This window comes from Streptomyces sp. NRRL B-1140 (genome assembly GCF_001280065.1).
GTDB lineage: Bacteria > Actinomycetota > Actinomycetes > Streptomycetales > Streptomycetaceae > Streptomyces.
On record NZ_LGEA01000036.1, the window covers coordinates 50034 to 64868 of the forward strand.

General features: G+C 71.7%; 13 protein-coding genes. 3 read left to right on the forward strand and 10 right to left on the reverse strand.

Annotated features, from left to right (window positions below):
* Window positions 1–56: 56 nt before the first annotated feature.
* From infB to rimP, 4 genes are all read right to left on the reverse strand, one after another.
* Entirely contained in the window at window positions 57–3170 is a 3114-nt protein-coding gene (gene infB / locus ADK65_RS36775) for a translation initiation factor IF-2 (protein WP_078955821.1), read from the reverse strand.
* A 145-nt stretch (window positions 3171–3315) separates the two neighbouring features.
* Entirely contained in the window at window positions 3316–3612 is a 297-nt protein-coding gene (locus ADK65_RS36780; protein ID WP_078955822.1) for a YlxR family protein, read from the reverse strand.
* Window positions 3613–3714: 102 nt separating this feature from the next.
* Entirely contained in the window at window positions 3715–4713 is a 999-nt protein-coding gene (gene nusA / locus ADK65_RS05550; protein WP_053668671.1) for a transcription termination factor NusA, read from the reverse strand.
* 2 nt (window positions 4714–4715) lie between these two features.
* Complete coding sequence (rimP, locus tag ADK65_RS05555) at window positions 4716–5213, reverse strand: ribosome maturation factor RimP (RefSeq protein WP_053668672.1); 498 nt, start codon at window positions 5211–5213, stop codon at window positions 4716–4718.
* A gap of 227 nt (window positions 5214–5440) precedes the next feature.
* Here rimP and ADK65_RS05560 point away from each other — a divergent pair, with 227 nt between their 5' ends.
* From ADK65_RS05560 to ADK65_RS05570, 3 genes are read left to right on the forward strand one after another with little or no spacing between them, the layout of a single operon-like run.
* Window positions 5441–5974: a hypothetical protein gene (locus ADK65_RS05560; RefSeq protein ID WP_053668673.1), complete on the forward strand. Its 534-nt coding sequence runs from the start codon at window positions 5441–5443 to the stop codon at window positions 5972–5974.
* Window positions 5971–6435, forward strand: coding sequence for a ferritin-like domain-containing protein (locus tag ADK65_RS05565; RefSeq protein ID WP_053668674.1), 465 nt, complete (start codon window positions 5971–5973; stop codon window positions 6433–6435). The genes ADK65_RS05560 and ADK65_RS05565 overlap by 4 nt, the downstream gene beginning before the upstream one ends.
* 48 nt (window positions 6436–6483) lie before the next feature.
* On the forward strand, window positions 6484–7383 hold the full coding sequence (locus ADK65_RS05570) for an aminoglycoside phosphotransferase family protein (RefSeq protein ID WP_053668675.1): 900 nt from the start codon (window positions 6484–6486) through the stop codon (window positions 7381–7383).
* Window positions 7384–7455: 72 nt separating this feature from the next.
* On the opposite strand, the gene ADK65_RS05575 is transcribed toward ADK65_RS05570, so the two are convergent.
* The 6 genes from ADK65_RS05575 to dxr all read right to left on the reverse strand — a co-directional run bounded on the left by ADK65_RS05575 (window position 7456) and on the right by dxr (window position 14794).
* A complete protein-coding gene (locus tag ADK65_RS05575; RefSeq protein ID WP_053668676.1) occupies window positions 7456–9156 on the reverse strand; it encodes a proline--tRNA ligase in 1701 nt (566 codons plus the stop codon).
* 107 nt (window positions 9157–9263) lie between these two features.
* On the reverse strand, window positions 9264–9794 hold the full coding sequence (locus ADK65_RS05580; protein ID WP_053668677.1) for a GNAT family N-acetyltransferase: 531 nt from the start codon (window positions 9792–9794) through the stop codon (window positions 9264–9266).
* A 90-nt stretch (window positions 9795–9884) separates the two neighbouring features.
* On the reverse strand, window positions 9885–10733 hold the full coding sequence (locus tag ADK65_RS05585; RefSeq protein WP_053668678.1) for a GNAT family N-acetyltransferase: 849 nt from the start codon (window positions 10731–10733) through the stop codon (window positions 9885–9887).
* Between the two features lie 177 nt (window positions 10734–10910).
* Window positions 10911–12068: a flavodoxin-dependent (E)-4-hydroxy-3-methylbut-2-enyl-diphosphate synthase gene (gene ispG, locus ADK65_RS05590; protein WP_053668679.1), complete on the reverse strand. Its 1158-nt coding sequence runs from the start codon at window positions 12066–12068 to the stop codon at window positions 10911–10913.
* 168 nt (window positions 12069–12236) lie between these two features.
* Window positions 12237–13529 (reverse strand): M50 family metallopeptidase, encoded by a 1293-nt coding sequence (locus ADK65_RS05595; RefSeq protein ID WP_107092224.1) that lies wholly within the window; start codon window positions 13527–13529, stop codon window positions 12237–12239.
* Between the two features lie 8 nt (window positions 13530–13537).
* Window positions 13538–14794 carry a 1-deoxy-D-xylulose-5-phosphate reductoisomerase gene (gene dxr / locus ADK65_RS05600; protein ID WP_053668681.1) on the reverse strand — a complete coding sequence of 419 codons (1257 nt, stop codon included), beginning with the start codon at window positions 14792–14794 and terminating at the stop codon, window positions 13538–13540.
* Window positions 14795–14835: the final 41 nt, after the last annotated feature.

A 14835-nucleotide genomic window follows, 5' to 3' on the forward strand; every position in this document is an offset into this window, starting at 1 on the left:
GGCCGGGGCCGATCGACGGAATAACTCCCGCCGACCGGCCCCGATCGTGGCTCAGGTCAGACGCGCGGCTTCTCGCGCATCTCGTACGTCGCGATGACGTCGTCGACCTTGATGTCGTTGAAGTTGCCGAGGTTGATACCGCCCTCGAACCCTTCGCGGATCTCGGTGACGTCGTCCTTGAAGCGACGCAGACCCTCGATGTTGAGGTTCTCCGCGACCACCTTGCCGTCGCGGATGAGGCGCGCCTTGGTGTTGCGCTTGACCTCGCCGGAGCGGATGAGAACACCCGCGATGTTGCCCAGCTTGGACGACTTGAAGACCTCGCGGATCTCCGCCGTACCGAGCTCGACCTCTTCGTACTCCGGCTTGAGCATGCCCTTGAGGGCCGCCTCGATCTCCTCGATCGCCTGGTAGATGACCGAGTAGTACCGGACGTCGACACCCTCGCGCTCGGCCATCTGCTGCGCACGCCCGGCGGCGCGCACGTTGAAGCCGATGACGATGGCGTCGGAGCCCATGGCCAGGTCGATGTCGGACTCCGTGACCGCACCGACACCGCGGTGCAGGACGCGGATGTCGACCTCTTCGCCGACGTCCAGCTGGAGCAGCGAGGACTCGAGCGCCTCGACGGATCCGGAAGCGTCACCCTTGATGATCAGGTTCAGCTGCTGGACCTCGCCGGCCTTGAGCACCTTGTCCAGGTCCTCGAGCGAGACGCGGCGCGTGCGCTTGGCGAACGCGGCGTTGCGCTCACGGGCGGCGCGCTTCTCGGCGATCTGACGGGCCGTACGGTCCTCGTCGACCACCAGGAAGTTGTCGCCCGCACCCGGGACGTTGGTCAGGCCCAGGACCTGAACCGGCGTCGACGGGCCGGCCTCGGCCACGCTGTTGCCGTTGTCGTCGTGCATCGCCCGGACTCGGCCGTACGCGTCGCCGACCACCATGGTGTCGCCGACCCGCAGCGTGCCTCGCTGGACGAGGACCGTCGACACGGCACCACGGCCGCGGTCGAGGCGGGACTCGATCGAGATGCCCTGCGCGTCCTGGTTCGGGTTGGCCCGCAGGTCGAGCGAGGCGTCCGCGGTGAGGACCACGGCCTCCAGCAGGGAGTCGATGTGCAGACCCTGCTTGGCGGAGATGTCGACGAACATGGTGTCGCCGCCGTACTCCTCGGCCACCAGGCCGTACTCGGTCAGCTGACCGCGCACCTTGGTCGGGTCGGCGCCCTCGACGTCGATCTTGTTGACCGCGACGACGATCGGGACGTCGGCCGCCTTGGCGTGGTTGAGCGCCTCGACCGTCTGCGGCATGACGCCGTCGTTGGCCGCGACGACCAGGATCGCGATGTCGGTCGACCGCGCACCACGGGCACGCATGGCGGTGAACGCCTCGTGACCCGGGGTGTCGATGAAGGTGATCTTGCGCTCTTCGTCGTTGACCTCGGTCGCGACCTGGTAGGCACCGATGTGCTGGGTGATGCCGCCGGCCTCGCCCGCGATGACGTTCGTCTTGCGGATGGCGTCGAGGAGCCGGGTCTTACCGTGGTCGACGTGACCCATGACGGTGACGACGGGCGGGCGGACCATCAGGTCCTCCTCGTCGCCCTCGTCCTCGCCGAACTCGATGTCGAAGGACTCGAGGAGCTCGCGGTCCTCCTCCTCCGGGCTGACGATCTGAACCGTGTAGTTCATCTCGTCGGCGAGGAGCTGCAGCGTCTCGTCGGAGACGGACTGCGTGGCCGTGACCATCTCGCCGAGGTTCATCATGACCGCGACGAGCGACGCCGGGTTGGCGTTGATCTTCTCCGCGAAGTCGGTGAGCGAGGCACCGCGCGACAGGCGAACGGTCTCGCCGTTGCCGCGAGGCAGCATCACACCGCCGACCGACGGGGCCTGCATGGCCTCGTACTCCTGGCGCCTCTGCCGCTTCGACTTGCGGCCACGACGCGCGGGACCGCCGGGACGGCCGAAGGCACCCTGCGTGCCACCACGGCCACCGGGACCGCCGGGACGGCCACCGAAGCCGGGACGGCCGCCGCCACCGGGACCACCGGGACGACCGGCGAAACCGCCGCCACCGCCACCGGGACCACCGGGACGACCGGCGAAACCGCCACCGCCGCCACCGGGACGGCCGGCGAAGCCGCCGCCACCCGGACGACCGCCGCCACCGGGACGACCGCCGCCACCGGGACCGCGGCCACCGGGGCCACCGCCGGGACGGGGGCCGGCAGCCGGACGCTGCGGCATCATGCCGGGGTTCGGACGCGGACCGCCGGGACCGCCGCCGGGACGCGGGCCGCCGCCCTGCGGACGGGGCATGCCGCCCGGGGTCGGACGCGCGCCGCCCGGGGCCTGCGGACGAGGACCGCCACCGGCACCCTGCGGACGGGGACCGCCCTGGCCGCCCTGGCCCTGCGGACGCGGGGCGCCACCGGGCGCACCGGGGCCACCCGGACGCGGGGCACCGCCCGGACGGGGCGCCTGCGGGCGCGCCATGCCGGTGGAGCCGCCGGAGGTGAAGGGGTTGTTGCCCGGACGGGGACCCGCCGGACGGGCGCCGGGACGCGGGGCACCGCCACCCGGACGCGGAGCGCCGGGACGGTCGCCGCGGTCACCGCGGCCCTGGCCTCCCTGGCCCTGACCGCCCGGACGCGGGGCACCCGGACGCGGGGCCTGGCCGGCCGGACGCGGGGCGCCCGGACGCGGGCCGGAGCCCTGACCCTGGCCCTGGCCCTGAGAAGCGGCCGGGGCGGCGGGAGCCGACGGGGGCGCCGTGAACTCGGGCGTGGTCGGAGCCGGGGACGCCGGGGCGGGCCGCGGCGCGGGCTTCGGGCCCGGGGTGGGACGGGGGCCGGGAGTGGCCGGCGCGGCGGGAGCCGCGGGCTTCTCGGCGGCCGGCTTGGGGGCCGGCGGGCGCGGGGCGGCCGGACGGGCGGCCTGCGCGGGAGAGGGGGCACCCGGCTTCGCCGGGGCAGCCTTGCGGGCGGGGGCGGGCTTGCCGCCACCGCTGCCCTGCTGGAGGGCGTCCGTCAGCTTGCGTACAACGGGCGCTTCGATCGTCGAAGACGCCGAACGGACGAATTCACCGAGTTCCTGGAGCTTGGCCATGACGACCTTGCTCTCGACGCCGAACTCCTTGGCGAGTTCGTAGACCCGGACCTTAGCCACTTCGCTCCTTTGAGGTCCGGGTTGCGTCCGGACCGTCGCTAGTTCATGGGCGTACTCATCGCGTACTCATCGAGTGCTCATCGCAATCTCGACCTGCTTTCGACTCGCGAGGTACCTAGCCGTACGGGGTTCCGTACGGCACGTCTTACCGTGTTGCCTGCTCGGCAACTGTCGTCTGCTCGACGTACTGGCGCAACGCCTTTGTGTCGAGCGGCCCCGGGACGCGCAGTGCCCTCGGGAACGCCCGGCGGCGTACCGCCTGGTCGAGACAGACCGGTGCGGGGTGTACGTACGCACCCCGGCCGGGCAGCGTACCGCGTGGATCAGGGACGCACGCGTCCTTGATCGCCACGATCCGCAGCAGTTCGGCCTTGGCCGCTCGCTCCCGACACCCCACACAGGTGCGTTCAGGGCATGCGCGGGCGCGCGTCCGGCCAGACACTGCTAAGTCTACCTCCCCGTACGCTCCTCACCCCTTTGGGGCAGGATTCGAACAGTTGCCGCGCATGAACCTGTCGTGATCTGAACGGCGCGCGGCTTGGATCTATTCCTGAGTGCCGGCCGCGGCCGGTTCGGTGTCCGGGCGGATGTCGATCCGCCAGCCGGTCAGCCGGGCCGCGAGGCGGGCGTTCTGCCCCTCCTTGCCGATGGCCAGGGACAGCTGGTAATCGGGCACGGTCACCCGGGCCGACCTGGCCGCCATGTCCACGATCTCCACCTTGGAGACGCGGGCCGGGGACAGCGCGTTCGCCACCATCTCCCCCGGGTCCTCCGACCAGTCGACGATGTCGATCTTCTCGCCGTTCAGCTCGCCCATGACATTGCGCACACGGCCGCCCATGGGGCCGATGCAGGCACCCTTGGCGTTCAGGCCGGAGCGCGTGGACCGGACGGCGATCTTCGTGCGGTGACCGGCCTCGCGGGCGATCGCGGCGATCTCCACCGACCCGTCGGCGATCTCCGGCACCTCCAGGGCGAAGAGCTTCTTCACCAGGTTGGGATGCGTGCGCGAGAGGGTGACGGACGGCCCGCGGACGCCCTTGGCCACCCGCACGACGTAGGTGCGCAGGCGCATGCCGTGGGGGTAGGTCTCCCCCGGCACCTGCTCCTGCACGGGCAGGATGGCCTCGAGCTTGCCGATGTCGACGAGCACGTTCTTCGGGTCACGGCCCTGCTGGACCACTCCGGTGACGATGTCGCCCTCGCGGCCGGCGTACTCGCCGAGCGTCGCGTCGTCCTCGGCGTCGCGCAGGCGCTGCAGGATGACCTGCTTGGCCGTGGTGGCGGCGATACGGCCGAAACCGGACGGGGTGTCGTCGAACTCGCGGGCCTCCTGGCCCTCCTCGAGGTCGTCGGGGTCCTCCTTCGCCCACACGGTCACATGGCCGGTCTCCCGGTTGAGCTCCACGCGCGCGTGACGGCGGCTTCCCTCGGTGCGGTGGTAGGCGATGAGGAGGGCCGACTCGATCGCCTCGACCAGCAGGGGGAAGGAGATCTCCTTCTCCCGTACCAAGCCCCGCAGGGCGCTCATGTCGATGTCCACGGCTACGCCTCCTCTTCCTTCTTGTCCTTGCGGCTGAACTCGACCTGGACACGCGCCCGGACGATGTCGTCGAAGGCGATCCTGCGCGCGGTGGCCTTGCGGCCCTTCACGCCGGGCACCTCGGTGTCGACACCCTCGTCGTCGACCTTCAGGATCCTGGCGACCAGCTCGCCGCCCTCGGCCAGCTGGAACTTCACCAGCCGGTCCGCGGCGCGGACGTAGTGGCGGTGTTCCGTGAGGAGGCGCTCCGCGCCCGGGGTGCCGACCTCGAGGGTGTATTCGCCCTCGCCCATCGCGTCCGTCTCGTCGAGCTTCGCCGAGAGCGCGCGGCTCACATCGGCGATCTGGTCCAGGTCGGCGCCCGTGTCCGAGTCGACGACGACGCGCAGCACCCGCTTGCGTCCGACGGAGTCCACCTCGATCTCCTCGAGATCCAGGCCCTGGGAGCTGACGAGCGGTTCCAGTAGCTCTCGCAGCCTCTCGCTCTGGGTGGTGCTCATCCGGGTGACTCCTCGGCCGCGTGTGCTGTTGTGGGATGGGTCGCGTGTCTGGTCAAAGGGTATCCGGTCGCGGGGAGTGTTGCCGTCCACCCGGTCACGAACGGTGCCGCTGAGTGATGCCGGACCGCGGCCCGGGTACCGTGATCACGGGCGCGCAGCCCGTGCGGTCCCCTGTTTTCCCGCATCCTTCTCGAAGTTTCTCGACACGAGCCCCGAGGACGTCTGACGTGCCGTTCCCCCCCTCGCCGCGAACCCGCTCGGGGCCGCGCAGAAGGAGTCTGCTCGCCGCCGCCCCGGCGGCCCTCGTCCTGACGGGCTGCACCGGCGGGGACTCCGGCGGCCCGGCCCCGGACGGCCCGGCGGCCGCCGACCGGGCACGTGCGCGCGCCGCACGCGACAGCGAGGGGCTGGCGGAGCGCTACGACGCGGTGATCGCGGCCCGGCCGGGGCTCGCGGACCGGCTGCGGCCGCTGCGCGAGGAGGTCGTGCGGCACACGCAGGCGTTCGGCGGTGGCCGAAAAGCATCGCCCTCGGCGTCCCCGTCGGTTTCGGTGTCCGCGTCGGCCTCTCCCTCGCCGTCGCTGTCCGTGCCGGGGAACGACAAGGACGCCCTCGCCGGGCTCGCCGCGGCGGAGCGGGAGCTGGCCGACCGGCGGGTCAAGGCGCTGGGCGGTGCTCCGGGCGAGCTGGCGCGCCTGCTGGCGTCGGTGGCGGCGGCCGGGGCGGCGCATGTGTATCTGCTGACGGAGGGTGGCGCGTGAGCGCGGAGAAGGACCGGGAGCTGCGGGCTCTGCAGGCGGCGCTGGCGGCCGAGCACGCGGCGGTCTACGGATACGGCGTCGTCGGCGGGAGGATCGGCGAGGGGAAGCGCGCCGAGGCGGTCACGGCCTACGACGCGCACCGGGCCCGCAGGGACGCCCTGGTACGCGAGGTGAAGGACCTGGGGGGCCGGCCGGTGGCCGCGTCCGCCGGTTACGCGCTGCCCTTCCAGGTGCCGGACGCGGCGGCGGCCGTGCGGCTCGCCGCCGAGCTGGAGGACCGGGTGGCCGGGGTGTACGCCGACCTGGTGCGCGCGGCGGGGGGCGGGCGCCGGGCCCTGGCCGCCGAGGCGCTGCGGGAGGCTGCGGTGCGGGCGGTGCGCTGGCGCGGCGAGAGCGTAGCCTTCCCTGGGCTCGCCGAGCGGGCCGGCACGGCCCCGCCCTCGGCGGCGCCGACGGCGTGACCCTCGCGGGGCACGCACCGCGGACAGCACGAAGGGAACGACTCGCGCATGGTTTTCGAACCGCCGCAGCGTCTGGTGAGGGCGCTCGGTGAGACGGCGCCGGACGGTGACGACTGGCTGGAAAAGCTGCCCGAGGCGGCGCAGCGGGCCGTCGCGCTACGCGAGTTGACCGTGGAGCGGGTGCAGGTGCCCGGTGGGCGCAGCAGCCTGGTCCTGCTGGTGCGGACGGCCGGCGGTACGCCCGCCGTACTCAAGCTGGCGCCGGGCCGGGCCCGTCCGGAGGCGGAGCGGGCCGCGCTCGCGCACTGGGCCGGGCGGGGCGCCGTACAACTGCTCGACCCTGTTTCGTCTGAGGGCGCACTGCTGCTGGAGCGGCTGCATCCGGATGTGTCGGTGCGGTCGCTGCCGGAGGCGAAGGCGCTGCTGGAGGCGGCGGGAACGCTGCGGCGGCTGTGGGTGGAGCCGCCCGCCGACTTCGTCTTCGAGACGGTCGCCGAGCGGACCGGGCGGCAGGCCGAGGCGATGCGGGCACGGGCACGGGCCGAGCCCGAGGTGGCCGCGCTGGTCGATCCGGCGCTCGCGGCGCGCGAGGAGTTGCTGGCCGCGCCGCCCGAGCACCGGCTGCTGCACGGCACGTTCCGGCAGAGCAAGGTGCTCGCCGGGGAGCGGATGCCGTGGCTGGCCGTGGGACCTGACCCGGTGGTCGGCGAGTGCGCCTTCGACCTGGCCCGGCTGGTCCGGGACCGGGTGGAGGACCTGATCGCCCAGCCGTCCGGCGCGGCCACGACCCGGCGCCGGGTGAAGCGGCTCGCCGAGTCCCTGGACGTGGACCAGGACCGGCTGCGGGGCTGGACGCTGTTCCGGGCCGTGGAGTCGGGCGTGCGGGCGGGGCGGGTCGGACGGCCGCGGGACGCGGAACTGTTGCTGGAGTTCGCGGCCTGGCTGTGAGCGCTCCGCCACCGGAGCGCTCACAGCCGGGTGGGTGCGGGCCACGGGCTGCCGCAACCGCCCTTGCCGGGGCTACGCCGTGAGGCGGGCGACGGCCTCCTCGACGGTCAGCTCCTCGCGCTCGCCGGTGCGGCGGTCCTTCAGTTCCACCACACCGTCGGCCGCCCGCCGCCCGGCCACGAGGATCTGCGGTACGCCGATCAGCTCGGAGTCGGTGAACTTGACGCCCGGGGAGACGCCGGGGCGGTCGTCGACCAGGACGCGGACACCGGCGGCGGCCAGCTTCTGGGAGATGTCCAGGGCCAGTTCGGTCTGGAGGGCCTTGCCGGCGGCGACCACGTGGACGTCGGCCGGGGCGACCTCGGCGGGCCAGCACAGGCCCTTGTCGTCGGCGCTCTGCTCGGCGAGGGCGGCCACCGCACGGGAGACGCCGATGCCGTAGGAGCCCATGGTGACGCGGACCGGCTTGCCGTTCTGGCCGAGGACGTCGAGCTTTAGGGCGTCGGCGTACTTGCGGCCCAGCTGGAAGATGTGGCCGATCTCGATGGCGCGGTCCAGAACGAGGCCCGTGCCGCACTTCGGGCAGGGGTCGCCCTCCTGCACGACCACGACGTCCACGTACGTGTCGACCTCGAAGTCACGGCCCGCGACGACGTTCTTCGTGTGCGTGCCGGCCTTGTTGGCGCCGGTGATCCAGGCCGTGCCGGGGGCGACGCGCGGGTCGGCGATGTAGGTGACCTTGTCCAGGCCCTGCGGTCCGACGTAGCCGCGGACCAGGTCGGGGCGGGCGGCGAAGTCCGTCTCGGTGACCAGCTCGACGGCGGCCGGGGCGAAGTGCGCCTCGACCTTGTCCATGTCGACCTCGCGGTCCCCGGGGACGCCGACGGCGACGATCTCGCCGTCGACCTTCACGAGGAGGTTCTTCAGCGTGGCCGAGGCCGGGACGCCGAGGTGGGCGGCGAGGGTCTCGATGGTCGGGGTGTCGGGGGTCGGGATGTCCTCGGCGGCCGGCACGTCCGAGCCGTCGACGGGCTTCAACTCGTACGCGATCGCCTCGGTGTTGGCGGCGAAGTCGCAGTTCGGGCAGTCGGCGAAGGTGTCCTCGCCCGCCTCGGCCGGGGCGAGGAACTCCTCGGACTTGGAGCCGCCCATCGCACCGGCGGTCGCGGCGCAGATGCGGTAGTCGAGGCCCAGACGCGCGAAGATCTTCTGGTAGGCCTCGCGGTGCAGGGCGTAGGACTTGGCGAGGCCCTCGTCCTCGGTGTCGAAGGAGTAGGAGTCCTTCATCAGGAACTCGCGGCCGCGCAGGATGCCGGCGCGGGGGCGGGCCTCGTCGCGGTACTTGTTCTGGATCTGGTAGAGGATGACCGGCAGGTCCTTGTAGGAGGACGCCTGGTCCTTGACCAGGAGGGTGAAGATCTCCTCGTGGGTGGGGCCGAGGAGGTAGTCGCCGCCCCTGCGGTCCTGGAGGCGGAACAGCTCGGGGCCGTACTCGTCCCAGCGGCCGGTGGCCTCGTAGGGCTCGCGCGGGAGGATGGCGGGGAGCAGGACCTCCTGGGCGCCGACGGCGTCCATCTCCTCGCGGACGATCCGCTCGACGTTGGCCAGCACCTTCTTGCCGAGGGGCAGCCAGCTCCAGACACCGGCGGCGGTGCGGCGCACGTAGCCGGCGCGGACGAGGAGCTTGTGGCTGAGGACCTCGGCGTCGGCCGGGTCGTCGCGCAACGTCTTCGCCAACAACTGGGACATGCGCTGGACCGGTACGTTCGCCATGGTTCCTCTGCTCCTGCTGCTGGGGGTCCCCCCGCTCGAGCGGAGCCCTGAGTGGGGGAAGGTGATGGCAGGAGGTTATCCGGGGGGTGCGCGGGGGTGGAAATCGGTTATGAGCGGCGCAGGGGCAGAGGGGCGCCCATCACGGCGTACGGCTTGGGCGCGCTGGGGAAGAGCACCTGGCGGGCCAGGTCCTGGTAGCCGAGCGAGCGGTAGAGGGCGCGGGCGGGGCTGTCCGTGTCGATCGCGGAGAGGATCGAGCGGGGTTCGTCGGCGCCGTCGGTGATCGTGGTGATCAGGGAACGCCCGAGGCCGCGGTTCTGGTACGCCGGGTGGACGTGCAGTTCGGTGATCACGAAGGAGTCGTCGAGCCAGTGGTCGTTGTGCTGGGCGCGGAGGTAGGGCTCGACGACGGTGGACCACCAGTGGGTGCGGTCGTTGGGCATGCCGTAGACGAAACCGACGAGGTTGCCGTCGGCTGTGGCGCCGAGGGCTCTCGCACCCGGGTAGGTCATGTGGCGCAGGACGATCTGGCGGCGGACGGCTACCTCGTCCGGGCCCAGGCCGAAGGCCACGGCCTGGACGGCCAGCGCTTCGTCCACGTGGGCGGAGAGGTCGAGTGGGCCGATCACCAGGTCCATGGCGGGGAGCCTACAGGGGGGTTCCCGTTCCGTGCCGGGTGCAGGCCGGATGTGGCTGATCGCGCAGTTCCCCGCGCCTCTGAGGGCGCTTCAGAACAGGACGCTCATGAAAGCTCCCACTTCCTGGAAGCCCACGCGCTGGTAGGCCCGCCTGGCCGGCGTGTTGAAGTCGTTGACGTACAGGCTGACCACGGGCGCGACGTCGGCCAGGGCGTAGCGCAGGACCGCCGCCATGCCGGGAGCCGCCATGCCGGTGCCCCGGTATTCGGGGGCCACCCAGACGCCCTGGATCTGGCAGGCCCGGTCCGTCGCGGCGCCGATCTCGGCCTTGAAGACGACCTTGCCGTCCGCGTCGAAACGGGCGAAGGCGCGGCCGGAGCCGACGAGTTCGGCGACGCGGGCCTGGTAGAGCAGGCCGCCGTCGCCGGCCAGCGGAGAGACGCCGACCTCTTCGGTGAACATGGCCACGCAGGCCGGCATGATCGTCTCCATCTCGTCCTTGCGGACGCGACGGACGTAGGGGTCCGGGGTGATGCCGTCCGGGAGGCGGTCGGTGACCATGAGCGGCTGGTGGCGGCGGACGTCGCGGGCCGGGCCCCACTGGGGTTCCAGGAGCCGCCACAGGTCGGAGGTGGGGCCGGAGGGGCCGACGATGGAGGAGCAGCGGCGACCGGCCCGGCGGGCGCGGTCGGCGAAGGCGCGGACGGCGCGCGGACCGGCGCAGATCGGGACGAGGTTGGCGCCGGCGTAGCAGAGGGAGGTGAGTATGCCGTCCTCGTACCAGCCCCACATCTCACCGCCGAGCCGCCACGGGTCGAGTCCGGCGATCTGGACGCGGGACGTCACGAAGGCGTTCGCGACCGGCTCGCGGTCGAGGACGGCGAGCGCGGCGTCCAGGTCGCTCGGTTCGAGGACCCGTGAGGTGGTCTGCGTCAACACGTGCGGGCCTCACGAACTGGGGTTGCTGGTCTCCGCACTATAGCTGCGCTGCCTGGGCGGGACGCCCCGGAGCTCGGGAGCGGCGGTATGACGGCGGCTGCGACGGCATCGTGGCCGTTCGCGCAGTTCCCCGCGCCCCCGGAAGAGCGGGGCGCGGGCACCCTCGTCGTCAAGTGATCAGCCCGCGACCGCCACCGACGGTTCGCCCGAGGTCACGCCGTCCTTCTCCATCTGCTCGGCGATCTTCATCGCCTCTTCGATCAGCGTCTCGACGATCTTCGACTCGGGGACGGTCTTGATGACCTCGCCCTTGACGAAGATCTGGCCCTTGCCGTTGCCGGAGGCGACGCCGAGGTCGGCCTCGCGGGCCTCGCCGGGGCCGTTGACGACACAGCCCATGACGGCGACGCGGAGAGGGACCTCCATGCCGGTGAGGCCGGCCGTGACCTCTTCGGCGAGCTTGTAGACGTCGACCTGGGCGCGGCCGCAGGAGGGGCAGGAGACGATCTCGAGACCACGCTGCTTGAGGTTCAGGGACTCCAGGATCTGGTTGCCGACCTTGACCTCCTCGACCGGCGGGGCCGAGAGCGAGACGCGGATGGTGTCGCCGATGCCCTGGGAGAGGAGCGCGCCGAAGGCGACGGCCGACTTGATCGTGCCCTGGAAGGCGGGGCCCGCCTCGGTGACGCCGAGGTGCAGGGGGTAGTCGCACTGGGCGGCGAGCTGCTTGTAGGCCTCGATCATGACGACCGGGTCGTTGTGCTTGACGGAGATCTTGATGTCGCGGAAGTCGTGCTCCTCGAAGAGGGACGCCTCCCACAGGGCCGACTCGACGAGGGCCTCGGGGGTGGCCTTGCCGTACTTCTGGAGCAGGCGGCGGTCGAGGGAGCCGGCGTTGACGCCGATGCGGATCGGGGTGCCGTGGTCGCGGGCCGCCTTGGCGATCTCCTTGACCTTGTCGTCGAACTGCTTGATGTTGCCCGGGTTGACGCGGACCGCCGCACAGCCGGCCTCGATGGCGGCGAAGACGTACTTCGGCTGGAAGTGGATGTCGGCGATGACCGGGATCTGCGACTTGCGGGCGATGGTCGCCAGCGCGTCGGCGTCGTCCTGGGTCGGGCAGGCCACGCGGACGATCTGGCAGCCGGAGGCGGTGAGTTCGGCGATCTGCTGGAGGGTCGCGCCGATGTCGGAGGTGCGCGTCGTGGTCATCGACTGCACCGACACGGGGGCGTCTCCGCCGACGGCCACGGTTCCGACCTGGATCTGGCGGCTCTTCCGGCGCTCGGCGAGCTTGGTCGGAACGGACGGCATGCCGAGAGAAATCGCAGTCATCTGCTGTGCAACCCCAAGTCGTGGATCAAGGTCCGGTCCCGTGAGCAGCGGGCTCCGAGCTTCGAGATTACGGCACGTGCCTCGGGGCGAGCACATCCCACCCGCTGTGCCACTCGATGGGAGGCGGCCCGGCGAAAAGCCTGCCGGGCCGCCGTGAACGCCGTATGACTAGGAGATTTTCACCGGGTTCACCACGTCCGCGATCAGAACCAGGATCGTGAAGCAGATGAAGATCCCCGCGACGACGTAGGCGACCGGCATGAGCTTCGCCACGTCGAAGGGGCCCGGGTCGGGCCGGCGCAGCACCTTGGCCGTGTTGCGCCGCAGCGACTCCCACAGGGCGCCCGCGATGTGACCGCCGTCGAGCGGCAGCAGCGGGAGCATGTTGAACAGGAACAGGGAGAGGTTGAAGCCCGCGACCAGCATCAGGGCCATGGCCAGCTGCTGGGTGGGCGGGATGTCGAGGGTGAAGATCTCACCGCCGACGCGGGCCGCGCCGACCACGCCCATCGGGGAGTCGGCCTCGCGCTCGGCGCCGTCGAAGGCCGCGTTCCACAGGGCCGGGATCTTGCCGGGGAGCGCGGCGAGGGAGTCGACGGCCTCGCCGATGCGGTCGCCCATCCAGGTCACGGAGTCGCCGAAGTCCTGCTTGACCACGCCGGTGGCGGCGCTGAAGCCGAGGAAGCCGGCCTGGACGTACTGTCCCTCGACGATCTGGCCGCTCGCGTCCTTCTTGGCGACCTGGTTGGTGGCGATCTTCGCGTGCAGGGTGATGTCCTGGCCGCTCCGCTCGACGACGATCGGCACCTCCTTGCCGGGGGTGGCGCGGATCAGATCGGACAGTTTGTTCCAGTCGTCGGTCTTCACCCCGTTGAAGGAGACGATCTTGTCGCCGGCCTTGAGGCCCGCCGCGGCGGCGGGGGCGGCCGGGTCGCCCTTCTCGCACTTGTCGCGGTTCTCGTTCTGCGCGATGACGCACTGGGAGACCGAGCTGACCGTGGTGGTCTGCTGGGTGATGCCGAAGCCCATCAGGACGGTGAGGAACAGCGCCACCGCCAGGACGAGGTTCATGAAGGGGCCCGCGAACATCACGATCACGCGCTTCCAGGGGGCGCGCGTGTAGAACATGCGCTTCTCGTCGCCCGGCTGGAGTTCCTCGTAGGCGGCGGTGCGGGCGTCCTCGATCATGCCGCGCCACGGAGAGGTGGAGCGGGCTTCCATCCGGCCGTCGGGGCCGGGCGGGAACATGCCGATCATGCGGATGTAGCCGCCGAAGGGGATGGCCTTGATGCCGTACTCCGTCTCGCCCTTCCTGCGCGAGAAGATCGTGGGCCCGAAGCCGACCATGTACTGCGGCACGCGGATGCCGAAGAGCTTGGCGGTGGACAGGTGCCCCAGCTCGTGCCACGCGATCGAGACGAGCAGGCCGACCGCGAAGAGGACTATGCCGAGGATGAACATCAGGGTCGTCATGCACGGGCCTCCGCCGTCTGTGCCGCCAGTTGCCGGGCCCGGGTCCGCGCCCAGGTCTCCGCTTCGAGGACGTCCGACACGGTGAGCGAGGTTCCCGCACGTGGCGTGCCGTGCTCCTCGACGACCCGGGTGACGGTGTCGATGATCCCGTTGAAGGGCAGCGAGCCCTGGCGGAACGCCTCCACGCACTCCTCGTTGGCCGCGTTGAACACCGCCGGGGCGGTGCCCGCGAGCTCGCCCACGTGCCGGGCGAGGTTCACCGAGGGGAAGGCCTCGTTGTCGAGCGGGAAGAACTCCCAGGTCGAGGCCTTGCTCCAGTCGAAGGTGGGGGCGGCGTCGGGCACGCGCTCGGGCCAGCCGAGGCCGATGGCGATGGGCCCGCGCATGTCGGGCGGGGTCGCCTGGGCCAGTGTCGATCCATCCGTGAACTCAACCATCGAGTGGACATACGACTGGGGATGCACGACCACCTCAATGCGGTCGAAGGGAATGTCGTAGAGGAGGTGTGCCTCGATGACCTCCAGGCCCTTGTTGACGAGGGTCGCGGAGTTGATCGTGATGACCGGGCCCATGGCCCAGGTGGGGTGGGCGAGGGCGTCCTCGACGGTGACGCTCGCGAGCTCGGCCTTGCTGCGGCCGCGGAAGGGGCCGCCGGAGGCGGTGACGACCAGCTTGCGGACGTCGGCGCGGGTGCCGGCGGCCAGGGCCTGGAAGAGGGCGGCGTGCTCGGAGTCGACGGGAATGATCTGCCCGGGCTTGGCGAGGGCCTTGACCAGCGGGCCGCCGACGATGAGCGACTCCTTGTTGGCGAGCGCGAGGGTGCGGCCCGCCTCCAGGGCGGCCAGGGTCGGGGCGAGTCCGATGGAGCCGGTGATGCCGTTCAGGACGGTGTGGCAGTCGGACGCCGCCAGGTGGGTGGCCGCGTCCGGGCCGGCGAGGAGCTCGGGGAGCGGCTCGCCGGGGCCGTACTGAGCGGTGAGCGCCTCGCGCAGGGCCGGTACGACGTCCTCACGGGCGACCGCGACCGTCCGCACCCGCAGCCGGTACGCCTGCTCCGCGAGGAGGGCGATGCGACCGCCGTTGGCCGACAGGCCCGTGACGCGGAAGCGGTCGGGGTTGCGCAGCACGAGGTCGATGGCCTGGGTGCCGATGGACCCGGTGGAGCCGAGGATCACCACGTCCTTCGGGCCACTGCCCGCTACGGGGTCGTAGACGAGGTGCGGGTCGGCGAGGGGGGCTGGACTGTCGCTCATTGCTCCATTGTTGCCGTAAGGCCGGTGTGTGAGGACAGCGC

Coding starts and splice junctions, on each gene's coding strand:
- dxr (WP_053668681.1), bottom strand. CDS start 14,794: ATGAGCGACAGTCCAGCCCCCCTCGCCGACCCGCACCTCGTCTACGAC.
- ADK65_RS05595 (WP_107092224.1), bottom strand. CDS start 13,529: ATGTTCATCCTCGGCATAGTCCTCTTCGCGGTCGGCCTGCTCGTCTCG.
- ADK65_RS05570 (WP_053668675.1), top strand. CDS start 6,484: ATGGTTTTCGAACCGCCGCAGCGTCTGGTGAGGGCGCTCGGTGAGACG.
- ADK65_RS05575 (WP_053668676.1), bottom strand. CDS start 9,156: ATGGCGAACGTACCGGTCCAGCGCATGTCCCAGTTGTTGGCGAAGACG.
- ispG (WP_053668679.1), bottom strand. CDS start 12,068: ATGACTGCGATTTCTCTCGGCATGCCGTCCGTTCCGACCAAGCTCGCC.
- rimP (WP_053668672.1), bottom strand. CDS start 5,213: ATGAGCACCACCCAGAGCGAGAGGCTGCGAGAGCTACTGGAACCGCTC.
- ADK65_RS05580 (WP_053668677.1), bottom strand. CDS start 9,794: ATGGACCTGGTGATCGGCCCACTCGACCTCTCCGCCCACGTGGACGAA.